The following is a 17745-nucleotide window of genomic DNA, read 5'->3' on the forward strand; positions in this document are numbered from 1 at the left end:
CCGCCGTCCTTGTGGTACAAGACGGACCTCAGCGGCGATGTGTCCATCCCGATTTTCTATTAACTATCAATAGCATAAGGGTGTTGGCGGAGAGAGTGGGATTCGAACCCACGATAGGGTCTCCCCTATACACACTTTCCAGGCGTGCGCCTTCGACCACTCGGCCACCTCTCCGTGGCGCTGCATCTACCCAAGATTTTCCGTCGGTTCAAGACGTCTCGGGCGATGTTTCCTCCCGACTTGACCGCGACCCGATGGCGCCCGTCTCCGGGCGGGTCGGGGGAGGGCGGGCGGGCCGCCCGCCCGGAGACGGGCGCCGCACGCCCCCCCCCAAGCCCCGCCCAGGGTCAGCTCGCCTGCAGCGCCGCCAGGAAGTCGCGCAGGTCCGTCACCCGCTTGGCGTCCATCGAGACGTAGACGAAGCCCATGTTGGTGCGCTCCGAGATCATCTCGCCCGGGAACGGCAGATAGCTCAGCTCCCGCGAGCCGAAGCTGGGCGAGGCGGTGCCCACCTGCCATTCCGTGGTCAGCGTCACGTCGACCAGCTTCAGGGGCGGGCCCCCGGCCGGGTCCTCGATCTCCAGCGGCACGCCCGCGATGCGGAGATAGGCGGCCTTGTCCTTCGCCTCCCGGAAGCCGTCGATGAACTGGGCGCCGAGGATGCGCAGCTCATCGGCATGGTCCTGCGGAAGCATGTGGGAATGCAGGTGGCCGCCATGGGCGGCGTGGTTGTGGCCCTCGCCATGGGAATGGCCATGCCCGTGCCCGTGGTCATGGCCGTGCCCGTGGTCATGCCCGTGGCCGTGGCCCTGCGAGGACGCGTGTGGGTGATCATGCGCCATCGGCTCAACCCTTCGACGGCCGGCCCCAGCGCCGGCCATGCGTCGCCTCGGACCAGTCGCCATGGGGCAGGCTCACCGGCTTGTCGATATGGCGCTTGTGAGCGCCCATCTTGCCCGCCGCCACCATGCTTCCCAGCACGTCCACGATCACCCGCGTGCCCATCAACGCGGTGATGTCGGAGGTGTCGTAGGGCGGCGAGACCTCGACCAGCTCCATCCCGCACAGCCCCTCGGCCGCGACCTTGGAGGCCAGCGCCAGCGCCTCGCGCGGGAGGAAGCCGCCGGGCTCCGGCCAGCCGGTGCCGGGGACGAAGCCGCAGTCGATGCTGTCGATGTCGAAGGACATGTAGACCATATCGACCCCGTCCCAGGCCATCTCCAGCGCCATCTCGGCGGTCCTGTCGACGCCCATCCTCTCCATGTCCGACATGGTGATGATGTTGGTCTCGCGTTCGCGCGCCACCTTCACCGCCTCACGCGGGACCTGCCAGCCGCCGATGCCGACCTGCACCAGGTTCTTGGCCGGCACGTTGGGCATGTTGGTGGCGTGGAACCAGGGCGTGGTGTGCATCCGCTCGTCCAGGTCCTTCTCCTGGATGTCGGCATGGCGGTCGAAATGCACGATGCCGATCTTCTTGGAGGTGACGTCCGCGATCCCCTTCACGCAGGGATAGCCGATGGAGTGATCCCCCCCGATCATGATCGGGAACGAGCCCGAGGACGCCACATGGGACACGGCGCGCGAGATCTGGTCGAAGCTCTTCTCCAGGTTCGCGGGGATGGTGAACACGTCGCCCGCGTCGCAGAGCGTCATCTGCTCGCGCAGGTCGATGGCCATCTCGTAGTTGTAGGGCGTGTAGAGCGCCGAGATCTTGCGCACGCCCTGAGGCCCGAACCGGGTGCCGGGCCGGTAGGTGGTGCCCCCGTCGAAGGGGATGCCGAGCACCGTGGCGTCGTAATGGCCGACCTCGGTCACGTCCTCGCAATAGGGGGCCTTCAGGAAGGTGTTGATGCCGGCGTAATGCGGCAGCTCCCCGCGGGCGAAGGTGGGGATGGAGCGGTCCTCGATGGAATCGGCGCCCGTCAGGCCCATGCGCAGGGCCCAGGCCTTCTCCTTCTCCCACTCGTCGCCGGGAATGTCGGCCTCGGCCCGCATCGCCTTCCAGCCCAGCAGCTTGGAGAGGTCGGGGTGATGGGCGCGGACGCGGCCCGGGGCCCAGGGGGCGCGGGCGGCGGCGGGGGCGCGGCGGCGCGGCTCAGCTTGCGGGAACATGGTCGTCCTCTCGTTGCGGTTCGTGCAGGGCGCGCGCGGCCGCGGCGGCCGCCTGGAAGGGGACGCCCCCGTTCCGCGCGTCGAAATCATAGGTGATCGTGGCGCCGTAGGCTTCCGGTTCGATCGGATCCCAGCGCGGCTTGTCGAAGACCAGCACCCGGTCGCCCAGCTTGAAGGCCTCTTCAAGGTCGTGGCTGACCATGAACACGGTCATGCCGGTTTCGGCCCGCAGCTCCTGCAGGAACACATGCATGGACAGCCGCGTGCCCGGGTCGAGCGCCCCGAAGGGCTCGTCCAGCAGCAGCACCCGCGGCCGCCCGGCCAGCGCCTGGGCGATGGCGAGCCGCTGCTGCATCCCCCCCGACAGGGCCGCCGGATACTGGTCGGCCACATGGGCGAGGCCCACGCGACCCAGCACCTCGTCGGCGCGGGCCGCGGCCTCGCGCCGTCTGGCGCCGAAAAAGCGCGGGATCACGCCGGCCCCGCCGAATTCCTCGGCGGCGATCAGATTGCCCCGCACCGTCATGTGCGGGAACACCGAATAGCGCTGGAAGACCACGCCGCGGTCGCGGTCGGGCTCCTGCGCCGGCGGGGCGCCGGCGATGGAGATGGTCCCGCGCGTCGGCCGCTCCTGCGCCAGCAGCAGGCGGAGGAAAGTGGACTTGCCGCAGCCCGAGGCGCCGACGATGGAGACGAACTCGCCCTCCTCGACGTCGAGGCTCACCCGCTCCAGGATCGGGCGGGGGCCGTAGGACTGGAAGATGTCGCGGACGGATACGAAGCTCATGCGCGCCTCCTCACGTCGCGGGGCCGGACCAGGGGAAGGCGCGCCGGTGAAGGCTGCGCAGCCCGAGATCCATCAGGAAAGCCAGCAGGGTGATCCAGACCACGTAAGGTATGATCACGTCCATCGCGAAATAGCGGCGCACCAGGAAGATGCGGTAGCCCAGCCCCTCGGTCGACGCGATGGCCTCCGCCGCGATCAGGAACAGCCAGGCCGGGCCCAGCGCCAGCCGCAGCGCCCCGATCAGCCGGGGCAGCACCTGCGGCAGCGCCACGCGGGTCAGGATGGTCCAGGTGGAGGCGCCCAGCGTCTGCGCCTTGACCAGCATCTCCTCGGGGATCTCGGCGGTGCGCTGTGCGATGTCGCGGATCAGCACCGGCGCGATGCCGATGACGATCAGCGCGACCTTGGAAAGCTCCCCCAGCCCGAAGACGATGAACAGGATCGGCAGGATCGCCAGCGGCGGGATCAGCGAGATCACCGACACGAACGGCGCCGCCCCCGCCCGCACCCCGGGCAGCAGCCCGATCAGCAGCCCGAAGCCCAGCCCCAGCCCGGCCGAGATCGCCGCGCCTTCGGCCAGCCGGGTCAGGCTGGCGGCGGTGTCGAGCCACAGCAGGATGTCGCCGGAGCGCCGGTCCGGCACGGTGGCGAGGTTCACCGCCGTCTCCAGGATCCGGGCGGGGGCCGGCAGCAGCTTGTCGGCCGGGTTCTCCGCCCGCCGCAGGTCGGAGGCGACCGCATAGGCGATCAGCGCCAGCACGAAGGGCAAGGCGGCCAGCGCGACGGCGGCGAGCCGCCCGGGACGTCGGTTGATCCAGCGCATGAAGGCTCCGCTCCGGGGGATGGAGACGCGGGCGGGGACGCCCCCCGCCCGCGCCGGACGTCGAAGGGCCGGGGTCAGAGCGCCCCGTCGGCCGCCATCTTCATGTACTCGGAGGTGTAGCGGAACTTCACGTTGGCCGGATCGCCGGTGACGGTCCCGCCGGGATATTCCACGCCCACATAGTCCGCCGAGGGCGCGCCGGTCCCGAGAATGCCCTTGTCGAACAGGAACTCGGCGACCTCGGACATGGTCTCGGGCAGCGCCTCGGACACGGTGAACTCCACCGCCCTGGCGGGGTCGTAGAACATCGCGGTGGAGGCGAGCTGCGCGTCATAGCCCGCCAGATCGGTGCCCGAGGCCTCGCCCATTTCAAGCCGCGCCGCGCGCCCCTCCTCGGTGTCGGAGGACATCAGGGCCATGGTCTCGTACCAGGCGCCGGTCAGGGCCTTTCCGAAGGCGGGATTGGCCTCCAGCACCTCGGTGTTGACCACCATCAGGTCGATGATCTCGCCGGCGATGTCGGAGCTGTCGGCGACCTTGGTCAGCCCCCCCATCTCCATGATCGAGGAGACCAGCGGGTTCCACGTCACCACCGCCTGCACGTCGTCGGTCTGCCAGGCGGCGACCATGTCGGCGTCCGAGGTGTTGATGACGGCCGAAAGATCCCGCTCCGCCAGCCCCGCGTCCTCCAGAGCCCGCGCCAGCAGGTAGTGGGAGACCGAAAGCTCCACCAGGTTGACCGGCATGTCCTTGAGATCGGCGACGGTCTTGCCCTCGCCCTTCACCAGGATGGCGTCGTTGCCGTTGGAATAGTCGCCCACGATCAGCGCGGTGGTGTCGACGCCCCCGCCCGAGGGGATGGACAGCGTGTCCATGTTGGTGGCGGACACGCCGTCGAAGGCGCCGGCCGTGTACTGGTTGATGGACTCGATATAGTCGTTGATCTGCACGATCTCGACGGTGATGCCGTATTTCTCGGCCCATTTGTCCATGATGCCGCTGTCGGACATGTAGCCCCACGGCATCCAGCCGACATAGATGGACCAGGCCACCCTGAAGTCGGTCTTCTCCTGCGCCTGGCCCGCGGCGGGCCCGAGCAGGGAGGCGGCGGCGAAGGCGGCGGCCGCCGCGATTGCGGTCAGCGGTCGGTTCGGTCGGGTCATCGCAAGGGTCCCTCCGGCAGGTCCCGTCCAAGGAGGCTGCGGCCTGCAGGCGCGGACGGAACCATTCGCGCTTGCGGACCGTCGCAGTGGCCTCCCGGGCTTTTCTCCCGCCGTGTATCCCATGGGCTGCGGCTCACGGGACGACGCCTCTCGGACCAGCGCCGCGTCTCCCGCCGGGGGAAAGCGCGGCCGGAACCCTAGGCGTCCTGCGCGGGAGGAGCCATGCATGCGACGTGCCAGCAGGGGAAAGCGGGGCGCGGCGGGGCGGATCGGGGGCGCGGAAACCGGGGCGACGCCCATGTTTCGATCAATCCTCGACTTCTCGCCCTGGAATTAGGCGCCGAGATGCCCGGTGACGCAGCGGCGCGGGGCGCCCGGGCCTGCCGGGTTCAGGGGCCCGCCCGGATTTCAGGCGCCGCCCCCGGCCGCGGCGAAGAACGCCTCCAGCCCATCCACCACGATCCCGTCGGGGCGCGCGCCAAGGTCCGGCGACCAGCGCCCGCCCCCCCTGCCCGGCGTGTTCCAGACCGAGGCCGGGTCGCAGACCAGCGCCCCGATCACCGCCTCGGCCATCAGCGCCGAGCCGAGCGGCCCCAGCCGCGCGCCCCGGCCCAGCGTCTCGGCCTCGCGCAGCACGTAGAAGAACAGGGGCGTGCGCTCGGCCAGACCGTCGCGCAGGGCCTGGCCGGTATGGCCGCCGCACAGCGCCTCGGAGGTCAGGGGCCGGACCAGCCCGCTATAGGTCCGCGCGAACCCCGCAAGGCAGTCCTGCGCCGAGGGCAGGTTCAGCGCCCGCCCGCGGCGCAGGGTGCGCAGGGCACGGGCGGCCTGGGCCTGGGCGAAATCCGGCTCGGGCGCGAGCCGGGTGTCGAGCGCCACCGCGTCGGGCCCCGACGCCGCTCCGTCCATCCAGAGCGACCAGTCCACGGCCCGGTCCGCCGGCAGGCGCCCGCCCTCCAGCCAGGCCCCGCCGCTGCGGCGCAGCAGCTCGGCCGGCGCGCGCATCCGCGCGGGGTTGAGGTCGTAGCGGGCGCGCTCCAGGCTGCGGAAATGCCAGGCGGCGGCGCACCAGGCCTCCAGCGGCGCCGGCAGCGGCGCGTCCGGACGGCCCAGACACAGCCCGGCGCCCAGTCCCTGACGTTCTCGCCGGCGGCGCATGACCATGCGCCGGAACACCGGGGCCCCGGCCCGCCGCACCCGGTCCAGCACCGCCGGATCGCAGATCCGCGGCAGCCAGGCGTTCAGCGCCAGCCATTGCGCATGCAGCACGGTCAGCCGCCGGGCGCGGTCGAACAGCTGCTCGGGCGGGCAGCCGCCGGCGTCGACCAGCCACTCCACGACCCGGTTGTGAAAGCGGATCAGCGCCACATGCATCTGCGAGACGGCGAGGTCGGCGTCGTTGCGCCGGTCGCCGATCAGCGCCGCCGAGCCCGTGGCGCCCCCGGCGCGCCCCGCCCGGCCCGACACGCGCGCCATGCGCGGCAGATCGGCGCCCGGATGAGAGGCGTGCGCCTGCGCCAACCGGTCGAGCCGCAGCCGCGCCTCGGCGCCCGGCTCGCGCATCAGCCGCGCCAGATGCTCCGCATCGGGGCCCGGGGAGGCGTCGGGTTCGTAGACGCTGGCGAGCCGGAACCGCCCGTCGCGCAGATTGACCAGCGCGGCCTCGGTGCCCCGGGCGCTGCGCGGCGCGTCGGGGTCGCGCAGGCCGCGCGGGGCCAGATCCGCCAGCGCGCAGATATCATGGGCGACGATGCGGGCGAAAACGGCCCAGACCGGCCCCGGCGCGTCGGCGGTCGGGGCGCCGGCGCCGGGCATGTCCGGATCGGCCATCGCCGCGGCCAGGGCCGAAAGCCGGCGGTCGTCGTCGGCGCGGGGGCGGGCCGCGGCGGCGCCGGCAGGGAACAGGTAGCCGTAGCCGGCGCCCTCGCGCGACGCGCGCGCCACGGCGCGGGGATCGTCGGAGGCGGCCAGCCAGGTCTCGCCGCTCGCCGGCCTGCGCGGGGCGCGGCGTTCGACATCAAGTCCCTGCTCGATCCAGGCCCGCCCGGTCGCGAAAATCACCCGCTCCTCCGATCCGACGCCCGGTCGGCGCCCGCATTCCACGGCGCATCGCGTTCGTTCCGCACGCGCCCCATGAATGAATGCTAGATTAAGCGTCGCGAAATCATCGTGAATCCCGGGCGGGATTCTAAGGAACCCTGTGAATTTCTAGGGATTTCGAGAGTGGCGGGACCAGTTCCCCGTTTCGGATCTCCATATGAACGCGAAGATCGCCGCGTTCGTCCCCGGCCGCCGCCATCAAGGCGAATCACCCGCGATTCGCCCGGCCGCGCCCGGGGCTCGCCCCCGAACCTCGCCCGCCGTCGGAGGCCGGGCCGCCGCGCCGCCCGCCAGCCCGGGCCAGTCCAGACCCGCCGCCGGCAACCCGGCCATGGCCAGCCCGTCGCGCAGCAGCCGCCATTCGGCTTCCCGACGGGTCGGCACCACCCCCAGCACCCAACGCGAACAGGCCAGCGGATCGGGCGCGGTGTCCGCCACCCATACCCGGGCCAGCCGCGCGACCAGCTGCCGGGCCTCGGCCCGCGCCTCCTCCCGCCGCCCCAGATGCGCCAGCGCCCCGGCCCGCCAGCCGCCGCTGTTGGCATGGCTCTCGCCCGCGAGACGCCCGGCCTCCAGCGCGCCTTCGAAATCCCCGCCGAAAAAGCGGATCGAGGCGTGATAGCCCCAGCGCGACTGGTTCGTGAGCGGCATCGCCTCCAGCGCCGCGCCGGCGAGCCGGGCGGCCCGGGCGTGATGCCCGAACGCCGCCATCGCCTGCGCGACCGAGGTCAGGATCCAGGCGTCATGGGGGTTGAGCTGCAAGGCCATGTCGAAGGCGTCCGCCGCCGCCGGCCAGCGGCCGGAATAGACATGCGCCCAGCCCAGCGCCAGCCGCGCCCGGCTGTCCAGCGGGTCGAGCGCGACCGCCCGCAAGGCGCAGTCCGCCGCCGCCGCCGCCCGCGCGCCCTCCCGCATCATGCCCGGACGCGCGATATGGGCGGTGGTTTCGATCTGGGCCAGCGCGCTCCAGGCCGGGGCGTAGTCGGGGGCGGCGTCGACCAGCGCCCGCATCTCCCGCCCGACCCGCAGCCAGCTTTCGGGATCAAAGTTGAGGATCATGCGCTGCCCGCGCAGCCAGGTCTCGCGCCGTGAGCCGTCGCCGCTTCCCCCCGGACGCGCCTCCGACAGGCGGACATTGAGCGCGATGGCCATTTGCCGGAGCAGGCGTTCGCGCCGTTCCTGCGCGGCTTCGCGGGTCCGGCCCGTCGCGGCGTCGGCGGCGGAGGCGGAGGCGTCCCATGGGCGGGCCTCGGCGCCGTCATCGGCGGGCAGGTCCAGGGTTTCGGACCACAGGAACCGCCCCGTCGCCAGCTCGCGCAGGGTCAGCGAGATCTCGATGCCGCCGGGCGCGTGGCGGGCCGAGCCGCGCAACCCGAAGCGCAGGCCGTCCTGCGGGCCGGTCCCGGCCCCGTTCGCAGTTCCGGTCGCAGTCCCGGTCGCAGTCCCGAGCTCGGCGGCGGCGCCCTCGGGCGCCTCGGCCACCTGCCATTCCCGGAAGCGGATCAGCGAACCGATCAGCGCCTCGCGCAGACCGTCGAGCGCGGCCCGCTCCTCCGCGCGCCCGCCGCGCATCGTGAAGGGCTCCACCAGCAGCACCGCGTCCGGCGTCGGCCGGGGCGCGCCGCCCGGGGACGCGGCGCCCCGGCCCGCCGCCTCGCCGACGCCTTGCGCATCCTCCGGCGCAGGCGCAGGCGCAGGCGCGGAAGCGGGCGCGGAAGCGGGCGCGGACGCGGGCGCGGGTTCCAGCTCCCCCGCCCGGATGCGGCGGGCGAGCTCGCGGGTCTCGCGGCTCGGGGCCGCCTCATGGTGCTGGCCGAGCATGCGGCTCAGCTCGGCATAGACCGCCAGCGCCGCGGTGCCGTCGCCGCCGCGGGCCAGCGAGGTCATCAGCGCCTGGGCCGCGCGCTCCTGCGTCGGGTCCAGCCGCACCAGCGCCCGCGCCGCCTCGCGCCCCGGCCGGCTGTCGATCCCCTGGCTTTCCCACAGACGCGACAGCGACAGGCGCAGCCGCTCGCGCAACCGGTCCCGCTCGGCCTGCAGCCAGTCCGCGAAGGCGGGGTCCACGTCGTCCCAACCGCGCATCAGGGCGTCGGGCAGGTCATGCTGGGTCAGCAGGTCGGGATGGGTCTCGCCCATCGCCGCGCGGTCCAGAAGCGCGTGAACATCGTCGCCCAGCAGGGCCGGGTCCAGCGACAGCTGGTTGCGCGTCGCTTCGAAGCCCGCATAGCCGATCGCGCGGAATTCCCGCCGCAGCGCGGTGATCAGCTGGCGCAGCGAGCCGCGGGCATGGGGCTGGGCGGACTCGCTCCACAGCAGGCTCGCCACCTGGTCGCGCGACAGCCGCCGCCCTTCGGACAGGGCGAGCAGGGCCAGCGCGCAGACCAGCTTGCGGTTGACGCTGCGCAGCTCCCTTCCGCCGACGCACATCGTCGGCTCGCCCAAAAGGCGCAGCTCAAGCCTTTCGGCCCCCCCTGTCGCGCGCGGTGGCACGATGACTTCCCCCTTGGTCGCGGCCGTCAGGCCGCGTGACCGCCCCCGCGCCCAACTGCGGTTCCGGTCGCGTTGGCGGCCCTGCGTCGCGGGGCCCGAGCCCCGACCGCATGCCGGCTTTCCGTGCATGTTAACCTGCCGGCCGAGCATGTCTAATGCGGCGCAAACGCGCGAACAGGCTGCTATTTTGGTGACTTTTCGCACAACTTGCGTCGCGAAGGCCCGCCCGCCGCGGATGGGCGCGGCTTGTGGAACAGCGCCGGCGCGCGCCATCATGCACGCCGAACAAACGCCCGGCAGGGGCGCAGGGAGGACAGGGCATGACCGGGACCGGAACCGAGGCCGCGACGAGCGCAGGCGAGTTCGATTACGTGATCGTCGGGGCGGGGACCGCGGGCTGCGCGCTCGCCAACCGGTTGAGCGAGGACCCGTCCCGCTCGGTCTGCCTGCTGGAGGCGGGGGGCGAGGACGACTGGATCTGGTTCAGGATCCCGGTCGGCTATCTCTATTGCATCGGCAATCCGCGCGCGGACTGGGGCTTCCGCACCCAGCCCGAGCCGGGCCTGAACGGGCGCGAGCTGCTCTATCCGCGGGGCAAGGTGCTGGGCGGATGTTCGTCGATCAACGGGATGCTGTATCTGCGCGGCCAGTCGGGGGACTATGACCACTGGCGCCAGCTGGGCAATCCGGGCTGGGGCTGGGACGACGTGCTGCCGCTGTTCCGCAAGTTCGAGGACTACGCGCCCGGCGAGGACGCGTTCCATTCCCAGGGCGGCGAATGGCGCATCGAGGACCAGCGCCTGAAATGGGAGATCCTGGAGGCGTTCCGCGACGCCTGCGTCGCCGCCGGCCTGCCCGCCATCGCCGATTTCAATTCCGGCGACAACGAGGGCGTGGGCTATTTCAAGGTCAACCAGAAGCGCGGCATGCGCTGGTCGGCGGCCACCGCCTTTCTGCGCCCCGCCCGCAACCGGCCCAACCTGACGGTGATGACCCGGGCCCAGGCCGAGCGGGTGGACTTCGACGGCCGCCGCGCCACCGGCGTGACCTTCCGCCAGGGCGACGCGTTGAAACGGGTCTCGGCGCGGGCCGAGGTGATCCTGTGCTCGGGCGCCATCGGCTCGCCCCAGCTTCTGCAGCTTTCGGGGGTCGGTCCGGGAGACCTGCTGGCCGAACACGGCATCGCCCCGGTGGCCGAGCGCGCGGAGGTCGGCGGCAACCTCCAGGACCATCTCCAGATCCGCATGGCCTACAAGGTGAGCGGGACCAGGACGCTCAACACCATGTCGGCCTCGCTCTGGGGCAAGGCGAAGATCGCCATGGAATACGCGCTGAACCGCTCCGGCCCGATGAGCATGGCGCCCAGCCAGCTCGCCGCCTTCGCGCGGTCGGGGCCGGACGTGGCCTCGGCGGATCTGGAATACCATGTGCAGCCGCTGACGCTGGAGGCCTTCGGCCAGCCCCTGCACCCGTTCGACGCCTTCACCGCCTCCGTCTGCCATCTGCGGCCCGAGAGCCGGGGGACGGTGCGCATCGGCTCGGCCGACCCGCGGGCGCATCCGCTGATCGCCCCCAACTACCTGGCGACCGAGGGCGACCGCCGCGTCGCCGCCGCCGCCATCCGCCTGACGCGCCGCATCGCCGGCCAGGCCCCGCTGGCCCCCTACGCGCCGCAGGAATTCAAGCCCGGCCCGGATTACGAGACCGAAGAGGATCTCGCCCGCGCCGCGGGCGACATCGGCTCGACCATCTTCCATCCCGTGGGCACCTGCCGGATGGGGCCGGATGCGGGCGCGGTGGTGGACCCGGAGCTGCGGGTGAACGGGGTCGAGGGGCTGCGGGTCGTGGACGCCTCGATCATGCCGACGATCACCTCGGGCAACACCAACACGCCCACCCTGATGATCGCCGAGAAGGCCGCCGGCCTGATCCGCGCCGCCGCGCGCGCCTGAGCGGGCGGAGCGCGCCGCCCGTCGCCGCAAGCGCAACGCTTGACCTTTCGGCCCTGTCAGCCACTTTCGGTCCGGAAACACCGGCAGAGACGGGGATGCGAGTGGCGACGGATGCGAGATCGGAACTGGCCGGCCTTCTGGCCGAGACCGCGAAAGGCGACCAGTCCGCCTTCGCCGAACTTTATCGGCTGACCTCGGCGAAACTTTACGGGGTGATCCTGCGTATCTCCAGGCGACCCGACCTTGCGTCGGAACTGCTGCAGGAGACCTATCTGAAGATCTGGTCGAACGCCGGCAGGTTCGATCCCGAGCGCGCCTCGCCGATCTCGTGGATGGCGGCGATCGCGCGCAACCGGGCGATCGACGCGATCCGTCTCCAGTCGGAGCGGATCTCCGCGGCGGCGGAGGAACTGGAGCCCGAGGACGGGCCCGGTCTCGCCGCGCCGCGGCATGGTCCCGATCCGGCCGACGCGATGTCGCTCCGGACGTGCATGGAGGGTCTGAAGAGCGATGACCGGCGCATGGTGCTGCTGGGCTACCTCTACGGGTTGAGCCGGGAGGAGCTGGGGGACCGATTCGCCCTGCCGGTCAACACGGTGAAGACACGCCTGCGCCGCGCGCTGGCGGCGCTGAAAGGATGCCTCGATGGCGAACCCGCCTGATCGCGAGAGCTGGGACGACGGCGATGCCGCCGAATACGTCCTCGGCACGCTCGACGCCGAGGAACGGCGCGCCGCGGCGCGGCTGCAAGCGGACGACGCCGGCTTCGCCTTCGCCGTGCGGGCCTGGCAGGGGCGTCTCGATGCGCTGACCGAAGGATTGGTGGAGGCCGAGCCGGTCGATCCGCCCTCCGTGGTGTGGCCGGCGATCGCGGCCCGCCTGCCCGGCGGCGCGCTGGGCGCGAGGACGGGAGCCGCCGACGCGGGGGCCGAAGTGATCGAACTTCGCCAGCGGCTGCGCTACTGGCGCGGGACCACCGGGATCGCCGCCGCCATCGCCGCGATGCTGGCCGTCGGCGTCATCCTGCCCAGGGACCGCTGGGCGCCCGAGGGCCTGTTCCCGCAACCCCCCGCACAGCAGGCGGAGGCGCCGAGCGACGCCGCCCGGGGGACCTATGTGGCCGTGCTCCAGCCCGGCGGCGCGGCCCCGGCCTTCGTGGCGGAGGTCAACCTCGCCACCAACTCCATCAGCCTGCGCCCGCTGCGCCCCGAACCCGCGCCCGAGGGCCGGGTCTACGAGATGTGGGTGGTCGGCGGCGGCCGCGCGGCCCCGGTGTCGCTGGGTCTGCTGGCCGAGGGCGGAGAACTGCCGCTGGATGCGCTGGCGGGGCCGACCGACGGCTCGGTGCTGGCGGTGTCGGTGGAGCCGCCGGGCGGCTCGCCCACCGGCGCGCCCACCGGCGACGTGGTGTTCACCGGCGAGCTGATCCGGGCGGACTGACCGACGGCGCCTTGCAGACGACCCGACGGCCGGAGCGGCGACGCTCCGGCCGTTTGTCTTGCGGCCCGGTTCGCGCGCCGCCGGACACGAATACCCGCGGGAGGGAAAGCGCGGCCTGGGCGTCGAATGGAAACGTCGCGAGGAACGGGGTGGCGCGCGCGGGTCCCCCCGCGCCCTGCCGGGCCGCGTCGGCCGGCCCCCCCAAGGACCGGCCGACGCCGCGCGATCGAAACCCGATCGCGCCCTGCCGGCGCGCCCCCAGACACGACCGGCATCGACCCGCCTGCGGACAGGCCGCAGGGTGTGCGAAGACATGCGGCGCAGATCGAATCCCCAGTCCGATCCGCGCCGGGCCATGCCCCGCCCGAAGCCCGCCTGTTCCGGCAGGCGCGCTTCGTCGACAGCAGATACGGCGCCGTTCGCGGCCGGGTTTCAAAGGCCGGAAACTTTTTTCGCCCGCCTCCGATCGACCTCCCGCCAACGCCGGAGGTCACGCGGGTTCCGGCAGCGGCTCCCAGGCGAACCCGTCGCCGGCGCGGCGCACATGTCCGGCATGGGTCCCGCCGAAATGCATCGGCAGGACCAGCGCCCCTTCATCCGCCGCCAGGGCGAGGATGCGGCGCCGGGTGATTTCGGCCAGGGGCTTGTCCTCGCAAAAACCCGAGGCCCAGTCCGGCCGGAACACCTGGATCGGCTGGTGCATCACGTCCGCCGTGCAGATCGCCGTCTTTCCCCCGCCGGAAAAGCGAATGGCCATCTGCCCCTTGGCGTGGCCCGGCGCCGGGATGAAGTCGATGCCGGGGAGGTAGCCGGTCTCGTCCCCCTCCACCAGGTCGACGCGGCCCTGGTCGAGCACCGGCTTCACGCTGTCCAGGAACGGCGCGTTGCGGGCGGGCGACATGCCCGCGGCCCCGCGCTCCGGATCGCGGTGGTCGCGCTCGATCCGGGTCATGACGTGCAGGGCGTCGGGGAAGGTCGGGGTCCATCCGCCCCGCCCGTCGGGCACGGTGGCCCAGCCCACATGGTCCACATGGAGATGGGTGAACAGGACATGGGTGATGTCCTCGATGCGCGCCCCCGCCGCCTCCAGCCGCGCCGGCCAGTCGGTGGCGAGCCCGCCGAAGGCCTGCATCGGCGGCGCGCGGTCCTTGCCGTTGCCGCAGCCCAGGTCGACCAGCGCGCAGAAGCCCGGCCCCTTCACCAGCCAGGAATGGATCGAGGTCGAGAAGCTTCCTGTCGCCGGGTCGAAATAGTCCGGGACGTACCAGGGCGCGGCCGCCGCCACGACCTCATCGTCCCAGGCCTTGAACAGGGCGGGGGAGCCGGGGGTGGAGAGCTCCTCCACCCGCGTGATCTCGAGATCGCCGAGCCGGATCATGCCTCATCTCCTCAATGATGGGTCCGCGTCTCCTGCGCATGGCGCACGAGGGCGAGATAGCGGTAGAGCCCATGCACGAACTTGCCGTAGGGCGCCGCGACGAAAAAGGCGAAGACCACGCCGAGATGCAGCGCCAGAAGCGTGCCCATGGCGGGGGTGGAGCGCAGCAGCAGCAGCGCGATGCCGGTGGCGCCGACCGCGGCGAGGCTATGGGTGAAGGCCGCGTGCATCCCCCCCGCCGGATCGGTCAGCGCCCCCTCGCGCTTCATGCGGGCGCGGGCGAGCCCCACGGCGCCCACGGTCATCGCCGAGCCGCCGAAAAAGCCCAGCAGCACCGGGGCCGAGCCCCAGGAATAGGGCGCCTCCCAGCCCAGAAAGTAGTGCATCGCCGTGGCGCAAGTGGTGGAGGCGAGACAGGCGAGGAAGCCGTAGAAGGTCAGGTGATGCAGCAGGCGGCGACTATCGGTCGGCTGGTCGTCCTCGTTGAAGCAGCCCATGCCCCCGCCATGCAGGTTCTTCAGCCGCCCCGCGTCATGCCCGCCCGCCGCCAGCGCCGCCAGATCCGGGCCGCGCCCCAGCCGGGGCCCGAGCCCGCCCTCCACGTCCCGCCAGTAGTTTCGGAACCCCATGAGGAAGGCGAGGATGGCCCACAGAAAGGCCGCGCCGAACAGGCCCGCCATCACGTTATGGGGCATGATCGCGTAAAAGGCGCCCGGCCCCTCGACCACGCCGAACATCACGCCGGGATCGGCGAAGGCCATGAAGGCGAAGAGGAAGACCGCGACGCTGATCGCCGTCAGCGCGATGATCTTCGGCCCGTTGCGATCGAACATCGGCGCCAGCGCGCGGGGCCAGGCGTGGTCGGCGTAGGCGCGCGGGCGCAGCGCCTCCAGCGTCTTCGGCACGTTCACCCCGAACTCGTGCGGGGGGGCGTATTGGCAATCGTGGTAGCAGGCGCCGCAGGCATGGCAGAGGTTCGCCAGGTGGCGCAGGTCGCCGGCGGCGAAGTCGCGCCGCATCTCCATTGCCGGGAACACCGCGCACAGCCCCTCGCAATAGCGGCAGGCGTTGCAGATGGTCATGATCCGCGCGGCCTCGGCCAGTTCCGGCCCGCGGAGAAGCTGGTCGAGCGGGCGGGCGTGGGCGGCGGCGGCCTCCGCCGGGGTCACGGCCTCAGGCGACATGGGACGAGGCCCCCTGCCCGGCCAGCCGACCGAAGACCGAGCCGATGGTCATGCCGATCCCGGCCAGGTAGCCCTTGCCGAGCACGTTTCCGGCCATGATCTCCCCCGCAGCATAGATGTTGTCATAGGCTCCGCCCGAGGCCCGCTGGACCCGCGCCTCCCGGTCCACCTTCACGCCGAGATAGGTGAAGGTGATGCCGGGACGCAGGGGATAGGCGTGGAAGGGCGGTTGCTCGATGGTCCGGGCCCAGTTGGTCTTCTCCGGGGTCAGCCCCTCGGTCCGGCAGCCGTCCAGCGTCGCGGGGTCGAAGTCTCCGGGGCGGACGGCGGCGTTGAACGCCTCCCAGGTCGCGCGCAGGCGGTCGGGGGGGAGGTCCAGCTTCCCGGCCATCTCCTCGATGCTTCCCGCCTCGATGGCGGGGAAGATCGAGGGCATGAACAGTTCGATCGAGCGGCTGTCGATGATCGCGTAGGCCTCCTGCTCGGGCTGGGCGGCGACGAGACGGCCCCAGATGGCGTAGCGCTTGGGCCAGAAATCCTCGCCCTCGTCGTAGAACCGCTCGGCCTCCCGGTTCACCACCATGCCGAAGACGATGCAGTCGAGCCGCGTGGCGATGCCGCCGTCGAACTGCGGCGCGCGGGCGTCGATGGCGACCGCGTGGCACTGGTCCGGCTCGCCCACCTGCTGCGCGCCGGCGTCGAGCAGCGTGCGCAGCAGGCTCCCGCGGTTATAGGGCGTGCCGCGGATGCGGAAGTTGCGGGCGGCGGGGCCCCAGTATTCCTCCAGCCACTCGATATTGGCCTCGAAGCCCCCCGCCGCCGCCACGAAGGCGCGGGCGGGGACGCGGCGCGCCTGGCCGTCATGGGTGACTTCGGCCGCGCGGAATGCGGCGCCCTCGATCTCCACCGCCGTGACCTCGGCGTCGTAGACCACGGCCACGCCCTCCGCCTCCGCCGTGCGGTAGAGCGCGTTCATCAGGCTCTTGCCGCCGCCGAGGAAGAAGGCGTTGGTGCGCCCCAGCGACAACGAGCCGGTGAGGCTCGGCTGAAACCGCACGCCGAGCGAGGACATGTAGTCCCAGAGCTCCTTCGATTGCGCGAGGGTGAAGCGGGCGAGCTGCTCGTCGGTGTTTCCCCCCGTCACGCGCAGCAGGTCCTCCCAGAACTCGTCCTCCGGATAGGGGCCGGTGAGGACTTCGTTGGGATGGTCATGGGCCACGCGCATGTTGCGGGTGTGGCGGGTGTTGCCGCCCCGGTAGAACTTCGGCGCGGCCTCGACCACCAGCACCCGCGCGCCGGCGCGCCTTGCGGTGATGGCGGCGCAGAGGGCCGCGTTGCCGCCGCCGGCCACCAGCACGTCCCAGTCCCGTCCGAACAGGTCCATGCTCATGCGCGATCCGCCACGCGGGCGAGCACGGGGAAATATTCCTCCGCGAAGCCGGCGTCGCGGGCGACCTGCATCCGGGTCTCGGCCAGCGCCGCGCCGGGGGCGGCGATCCCCATCTCCCGCGCCAGGTCCAGCGCGTAGGACACGTCCTTCAGCGCGTAGGCGGTGGGGAAGGCGCCGGTCGGGAAATTGTCCGGGATCATCGCCTTCATGCCGTGATTGCGCAGCGCGAAACTGTCGGCCGAGCCCTTGGACAGCGTGTCGAACAGAAGCTCCCGGTCGACCCCCGCGCCCTCGCCCAGCGCCAGCGCCTCGGACAGCGCCACAACGGTCTCGAACAGCACCATGTTGTTGAGGATCTTGACCACCTGCCCGCAGCCGATCCCGCCGCAGCGGGTGACGTCGGAGGCCACATGGCGCAGCCACGGCTCCAGCCGCGCGAACAGGTCCGGCTCCGCGCCGACCATGATCGACAGCGTGCCGTCGATGGCGGCCTGGCGGGTGCGGGCGACCGGCGCGTCGGCCATCTCCACGCCCTTCTCGGCCAGTCTCGCGGCGAGGTCCCGGGTCAGACCCACGGGCGCGGTGGAGGTGTCGACCACCACCTGCCCGGCGCGTCCATGCTCCAGCAGCCCGCCGGGGCCGGCGACGACCGCCTCCACCTGCGGGCCGCCGGGCAGCGACAGGAAGATCAGGTCGCAGGTCGCGGCGATGTCGGCGACCGAGGCCGCGACCTCCGCCCCGTCGGCGCGCATCCGGGCGAGCGGGCCCTCGGCCAGGTCGAAGACCCGGAACCGGCGGCCGGATTTCAGAAGCATGTTGCGGCAGATGGATTCGCCCATCACGCCGAGCCCGATGAAGCCGATGGCGGCGGGTTCGCTCACGGCGTCTCCCCTTCCCTGTCGCGCGCCGTGGAAAGCGCGCCC

The 17745-nt window shown here is 72.1% G+C and carries 14 protein-coding genes, 1 tRNA gene and 1 riboswitch; of the genes, 3 read left to right on the forward strand and 12 right to left on the reverse strand.

What is annotated here, in order from left to right:
- Positions 1 to 84: 84 nt before the first annotated feature.
- From BLV24_RS14250 to BLV24_RS14285, 8 genes are all read right to left on the reverse strand, one after another.
- A tRNA-Ser gene (locus BLV24_RS14250) sits at positions 85 to 174 on the reverse strand.
- A gap of 173 nt (positions 175 to 347) precedes the next feature.
- The gene (locus tag BLV24_RS14255) at positions 348 to 842 is read right to left on the reverse strand and encodes a hypothetical protein (RefSeq protein ID WP_092682944.1); all 495 of its coding nucleotides are present in this window, start codon (positions 840 to 842) and stop codon (positions 348 to 350) included.
- Positions 843 to 846: 4 nt separating this feature from the next.
- Positions 847 to 2115: an agmatinase family protein gene (locus BLV24_RS14260; protein ID WP_092682947.1), complete on the reverse strand. Its 1269-nt coding sequence runs from the start codon at positions 2113 to 2115 to the stop codon at positions 847 to 849.
- Positions 2099 to 2902, reverse strand: a complete 804-nt coding sequence (locus BLV24_RS14265; protein ID WP_092682949.1) for an ABC transporter ATP-binding protein — start codon at positions 2900 to 2902, stop codon at positions 2099 to 2101. The genes BLV24_RS14260 and BLV24_RS14265 overlap by 17 nt, the downstream gene beginning before the upstream one ends.
- Before the next feature lie 10 nt (positions 2903 to 2912).
- Positions 2913 to 3725 carry an ABC transporter permease gene (locus BLV24_RS14270; RefSeq protein ID WP_092682951.1) on the reverse strand — a complete coding sequence of 271 codons (813 nt, stop codon included), beginning with the start codon at positions 3723 to 3725 and terminating at the stop codon, positions 2913 to 2915.
- A gap of 74 nt (positions 3726 to 3799) precedes the next feature.
- Positions 3800 to 4888 (reverse strand): putative urea ABC transporter substrate-binding protein, encoded by a 1089-nt coding sequence (locus BLV24_RS14275; RefSeq protein WP_092682953.1) that lies wholly within the window; start codon positions 4886 to 4888, stop codon positions 3800 to 3802.
- 89 nt (positions 4889 to 4977) lie between these two features.
- Positions 4978 to 5100, reverse strand: a riboswitch (guanidine-I (ykkC/yxkD leader).
- 196 nt (positions 5101 to 5296) lie between these two features.
- Complete coding sequence (locus BLV24_RS14280; protein WP_092682955.1) at positions 5297 to 6949, reverse strand: peroxidase family protein; 1653 nt, start codon at positions 6947 to 6949, stop codon at positions 5297 to 5299.
- A gap of 237 nt (positions 6950 to 7186) precedes the next feature.
- Positions 7187 to 9415, reverse strand: a complete 2229-nt coding sequence (locus BLV24_RS14285) for a BTAD domain-containing putative transcriptional regulator (protein WP_143040320.1) — start codon at positions 9413 to 9415, stop codon at positions 7187 to 7189.
- A 383-nt stretch (positions 9416 to 9798) separates the two neighbouring features.
- Between BLV24_RS14285 and BLV24_RS14290 the strand changes: the two genes are divergently transcribed.
- From BLV24_RS14290 to BLV24_RS14300, 3 genes are all read left to right on the forward strand, one after another.
- Complete coding sequence (locus BLV24_RS14290; RefSeq protein WP_092682959.1) at positions 9799 to 11430, forward strand: GMC family oxidoreductase; 1632 nt, start codon at positions 9799 to 9801, stop codon at positions 11428 to 11430.
- Positions 11431 to 11525: 95 nt separating this feature from the next.
- Positions 11526 to 12092, forward strand: coding sequence for an RNA polymerase sigma factor (locus BLV24_RS14295; RefSeq protein WP_092682961.1), 567 nt, complete (start codon positions 11526 to 11528; stop codon positions 12090 to 12092).
- Positions 12076 to 12870: an anti-sigma factor gene (locus BLV24_RS14300; RefSeq protein WP_092682963.1), complete on the forward strand. Its 795-nt coding sequence runs from the start codon at positions 12076 to 12078 to the stop codon at positions 12868 to 12870. The genes BLV24_RS14295 and BLV24_RS14300 overlap by 17 nt, the downstream gene beginning before the upstream one ends.
- Before the next feature lie 490 nt (positions 12871 to 13360).
- Here BLV24_RS14300 and BLV24_RS14305 read toward each other — a convergent pair whose 3' ends face one another.
- The 4 genes from BLV24_RS14305 to BLV24_RS14320 are packed head-to-tail and all read right to left on the reverse strand — an operon-like array spanning position 13361 to position 17703.
- Positions 13361 to 14248, reverse strand: a complete 888-nt coding sequence (locus BLV24_RS14305) for an MBL fold metallo-hydrolase (protein WP_092682965.1) — start codon at positions 14246 to 14248, stop codon at positions 13361 to 13363.
- A gap of 11 nt (positions 14249 to 14259) precedes the next feature.
- Positions 14260 to 15432 carry a tricarballylate utilization 4Fe-4S protein TcuB gene (gene tcuB / locus BLV24_RS14310; protein ID WP_092682967.1) on the reverse strand — a complete coding sequence of 391 codons (1173 nt, stop codon included), beginning with the start codon at positions 15430 to 15432 and terminating at the stop codon, positions 14260 to 14262.
- On the reverse strand, positions 15422 to 16822 hold the full coding sequence (gene tcuA, locus BLV24_RS14315; protein ID WP_281242927.1) for an FAD-dependent tricarballylate dehydrogenase TcuA: 1401 nt from the start codon (positions 16820 to 16822) through the stop codon (positions 15422 to 15424). The genes tcuB and tcuA overlap by 11 nt, the downstream gene beginning before the upstream one ends.
- The gene (locus BLV24_RS14320; RefSeq protein WP_092682971.1) at positions 16819 to 17703 is read right to left on the reverse strand and encodes an NAD(P)-dependent oxidoreductase; all 885 of its coding nucleotides are present in this window, start codon (positions 17701 to 17703) and stop codon (positions 16819 to 16821) included. The genes tcuA and BLV24_RS14320 overlap by 4 nt, the downstream gene beginning before the upstream one ends.
- Between the last annotated feature and the right edge of the window lie 42 nt (positions 17704 to 17745).

Source organism: Albimonas donghaensis, from assembly GCF_900106695.1.
Classification (GTDB): domain Bacteria; phylum Pseudomonadota; class Alphaproteobacteria; order Rhodobacterales; family Rhodobacteraceae; genus Albimonas; species Albimonas donghaensis.